Here is a 3,995-nt window from a genome sequence, read left to right as displayed (position 1 = left end):
GCCGTATTTGCAGTACCAGCGTACGGCCCACAGAATGATGTCACGCTGAAAATGCCGGCCTTTGAATGGGTTCATGTACAGCTCCATCAGCAAAAGGGGATGATAAGTTTATCACCACCGACTATTTGCAACAGTGCCCGAATTAATGTACAATGATGCGCTGTATAAATAACCAGGTCTAGCATGTATGGAAAAGCACTTTATCAATGAAAAGTTTTCACGGGATCAATTTACGGGGAATAGAGTTAAAAATATTGCCTTTTCAAATTGTGATTTTTCAGGGGTTGATTTAACTGATACTGAATTTGTTGATTGTAGCTTTTACGACAGGAATAGCCTGGAAGGGTGTGATTTTAATAGAGCCAAACTAAAAAACGCCAGCTTTAAAAGCTGCGATTTATCAATGAGTAATTTTAAAAACATTAGCGCCTTAGGTCTTGAGATTAGTGAGTGTTTAGCTCAAGGAGTTGATTTTCGAGGGGCTAATTTTATGAATATGATAACTACAAGGTCATGGTTTTGTAGTGCTTATATAACCAAGACAAATCTTAGTTACGCTAATTTTTCTAGAGTCATATTAGAAAAGTGCGAACTGTGGGAAAATCGCTGGAATGGCACTGTGATAACTGGCGCCGTGTTTCGTGGTTCCGATCTTTCTTGTGGGGAGTTTTCATCGTTTGATTGGTCTTTGGCTGATTTTACTGGTTGTGATTTAACGGGTGGGGTGCTTGGCGAGCTTGATGCAAGACGAACTAATTTAGATGGCGTGAAGTTGGATGGAGAGCAGGCGCTTCAGCTTGTTGAGAGTTTAGGTGTTATTGTTCACCGATAAAATCTAGGTAAAAAAACACCTAATGCCCCAATGTGGTACTAATCAAAACGGAGCGAAGCGACAGCATCTTCCTGTCTTTGCTTTTCTCCATGATCAGTTATTGGGTCATGGCTTCTTAGCTCTTTAATTTAGGTGACTGCTCCCCGCCCTGTCGGGCGAGGCTTCCCACTTCTTAGGCCGCAACCGTCTGTGTGACGGATTTACGCTGGCCTCCATGGGCAGAAACGACGAGTCCCGCCGCTTGTAATTCCAGTATGCCCTTGCGTTCGATGTTGATCGCCGCATTGATATCACGGTCATGTTCAACTCCACACTCTGGACACTGCCATATGCGCTTATGTAATGGCATTTCCGGCATCTTGTGACCGCAACAATGGCAGGTTTTCGAACTGGCGAACCATTGATCCAGTTTCACCAGATGCACGCCTTTCTCTGCGGCTTTGTATTCCAGTTTTGTGATGAATCCAGACCATCCCGCATCGCCTATCGCACGCGCCAGATGGTGGTTTTTCATCATATTTGCCGCTTTCAGCGTCTCGACAATTACCGCTTGGTTTTCGTCAACAATTGCACGAGATAACTTGTGCTGAAAATCGGCACGGGCATTGGCTACCCGTTCGTGAACGGATGCAAGTTGTATTCTGGCTTTGCGTCTGTTTGCGCTCCCTTTTTTCTTCCGGGAGAGGGCTTTCTGCTTCCGGCGCAGGTTGTGGCTGGCGTTGATAAGGTGGCGTGGATTGGCAATTTTATTACCGTCGGATTTGATGGCAAAATGCGTCAGCCCCATATCCAGCCCCGTCACGTTTGATATCAGTGCCGGCTTCTCTGGCGCTTCCATTCCGTCGTCACAGAGTAGCGAGGCGTAGTATTTCCCAGTTGTGCTGCGGCTCAGGGTGATACTTTTCAGCATTCCCGTAATTTCACGATGTAAACGCGCTTCAATTGGTGCAATTTTAGGGATTTTTATCGCGCCATCAAGGACTTTGATTCCAACACAATGATAGCTGGATTGTTTACCATGCTTACTTTTAAACGTCGGGAAACGAGCTTTCAGTTTCAGATTGAAAAAGTTGGAAAAAGCCACGTCGAGATTAATCACCGCCTGCTGTAACGCTATGGAATCATACTCTTTAAGCCATGCGTATTTACGGGATTTCTTCGCCACTGCAAGCAGTGGCTTGAGGTCTTTACGCGGGTTTAAATTTACGCCGTGCCGCTGGTAAGCCTGTTTTTTAATGTGAAGAGATTTGTTGTACGCGAAACGAACCGCCCCAAACTGAGCATTGAGGTATTCAGCCTGTTCTGGTGTCGGGTAGATGCGTACTTTTGTTGCTCTTAACATAATCAGTGCTCATTGATATAATGTTTTTATTTTAACATGTTAGGTGAATATATCAATTGAGTAATCATGATGATTTACTGGCGGGATTCCTCCGCAAGCGGCACAGTGTCAGTAAACTGGTCGTGCATCTGATCTTTACGACGAAGTACCGACGTAAGCTATTTGACGGACTGATGATCGCTCAACTGCGTGAGGCTTTTGGCTCCGCTGCGGCAAAACTTGAATGCGAAATTATTGAGATGGACGGAGAGCCTGACCATGTGCATCTGCTGGTTGCTTACCCGCCAAAACTGGCGGTCAGTGTGATGGTAAACAATCTGAAATCAGTATCGTCGCGCCTGCTGCGCCAGCAAAACACACATTTACGGATGCAAAGTAAAACGGGGCTTTTGTGGTCGAGATCATACTTTGTCTGTAGCACCGGAGGGGCAACAATTGAAACGCTCAGAGCCTACGTTCAGAGTCAGTCAACGCCTGATTGATCTTTAAAGCCCTGCGGACTTTTCGCCTTATATCCCCGCCCGCATTGGGCGAGGGTTTACGGCGGATTTTGCTAAGTCTGGTTAGGTTGGGCTTCTTTCGACGGTGCAATCCAAGAAATCCCTAGTCCGTTGATTGGTGCTCTTATCAGGTACGCACTGTAATCTTTCGATACCGCAGCGTGATTCGGAGGCAGAGCCGGAATTTCGTGTTCCGGTACGTCTTACTACCACAATTTGCCTGTTTATCCTTTCGGAGACCGGGCTAAGTCCGAGTCAATCAAGTGGTGCATTTGAGTTAATGTCGTTGAATGGTTTTAAGGAAGTAGTGACAAGCTAGCTTCCCATTGCTAAGATTGGATTTTCTAGGTCTGATCTTAGCAACGAATGCACCGTATCAGATTAGCAGAGCCGAAGTGATGTCACAATCATTTCGGCTCTGTGCCTTCTGGAGTATCACAAAAAAATCCCGCCATATTTCAATCTGCAACGCTCGCCGCAAGATGAAAATTCATTTTTCATCGAGGAAGCGTAAGATCGCCACATCTAAATAAAATCAACGTACACACATCACTCAAAAATGCTTTCTTTTTGCTTTTAAAGTGCATGCTAAATGCTCTCAATGTGCTTTCCTTGTTGGTTTTTTGCTATCAATGTGCTTTTACAATGCTTTCTTTTTGCTTCCCTATAAATAGGAGATTTCAACAAATTAAAATTACAGGCACGACAGCGATGTATACATGGAGTTAATACTCCACATCTAATCGGCATGCTTAGGGAATTGATTCCCTAATACCCTTTTTCAATCTCTACGAGCTATTTCTAATCATGCAGGATAGGGATAGTGATCCCAAATGTAGCCACATTTGATTTTATCTCCCCTGAACTTGCAGTTGGCTGTTAAAGCAAAAATGAATTTAACCTCGATTTTTCAGATTTCCGTTCATCATTAAAAACACTACCGCCCTCGTTTTACTCGGTTGGTCAAATCGCCGATCACCACAAAACAAGTTTGTGTCTTTCGACGATTTCAGCTCAATTTTTCAGTCAATCTGAATAATGTTAAAAACGAACCCAGACGGCACAGAAACCGTTCTAAACTTTCAGTGTGGATCTGGGTGTTTGATGGGGTGATCGTGTCTTAAAATCGTTTTGAGTGGCATTGGTGGGTGTGAACGGGTGGTTTCCGCTAACTAACTCGCCCGTTTAACATAAAAGGGATTGTATGAATCAATTTTTAGCTAGAGTTTAAGGTTGTTCGAATTAAGGCACTGTTGCAAAGTTAGCGATGAGGCAGCCTTTTGTCTTATTCAAAGGCCTTACATTTCAAAAACTCTGCTTA

The 3,995-nt window shown here is 44.3% G+C and carries 3 protein-coding genes and 1 pseudogene; 2 read left to right on the top strand and 2 right to left on the bottom strand.

Features of this window, described 5'->3' with window-relative positions:
* A pseudogene (locus SJ312_RS22970) lies at positions 1-75 on the bottom strand (IS6 family transposase); the annotation flags it as partial.
* A 112-nt stretch (positions 76-187) separates the two neighbouring features.
* Between SJ312_RS22970 and SJ312_RS22965 the strand changes: the two are divergent.
* Positions 188-832 carry a QnrD family quinolone resistance pentapeptide repeat protein gene (locus tag SJ312_RS22965; protein WP_108479726.1) on the top strand — a complete coding sequence of 215 codons (645 nt, stop codon included), beginning with the start codon at positions 188-190 and terminating at the stop codon, positions 830-832.
* 172 nt (positions 833-1,004) lie between these two features.
* On the opposite strand, the gene SJ312_RS22960 is transcribed toward SJ312_RS22965, so the two are convergent.
* Complete coding sequence (locus tag SJ312_RS22960; protein WP_319868398.1) at positions 1,005-2,174, bottom strand: RNA-guided endonuclease InsQ/TnpB family protein; 1,170 nt, start codon at positions 2,172-2,174, stop codon at positions 1,005-1,007.
* Between the two features lie 56 nt (positions 2,175-2,230).
* On the opposite strand from SJ312_RS22960, the gene tnpA reads away from it, so the two are divergent.
* Positions 2,231-2,656, top strand: coding sequence for an IS200/IS605 family transposase (tnpA, locus tag SJ312_RS22955; protein WP_004924660.1), 426 nt, complete (start codon positions 2,231-2,233; stop codon positions 2,654-2,656).
* Positions 2,657-3,995 lie beyond the last annotated feature (1,339 nt).

Origin of the sequence: Providencia sp. CIM-Carb-044 (genome assembly GCF_033901115.1) — a bacterium.
In the GTDB taxonomy this organism is placed as follows: Bacteria; Pseudomonadota; Gammaproteobacteria; order Enterobacterales; family Enterobacteriaceae; genus Providencia; species Providencia hangzhouensis.
Note: the sequence above shows the minus strand (reverse complement) of the source record. Positions and strands in the feature narration are given on the sequence as shown.

Bases quoted from the DNA above. Each gene is read 5' to 3' on its own strand.
- SJ312_RS22965 (WP_108479726.1), top strand. From the start codon at position 188: ATGGAAAAGCACTTTATCAATGAAAAGTTTTCACGGGATCAATTTACG.
- SJ312_RS22960 (WP_319868398.1), bottom strand. From the start codon at position 2,174: ATGTTAAGAGCAACAAAAGTACGCATCTACCCGACACCAGAACAGGCT.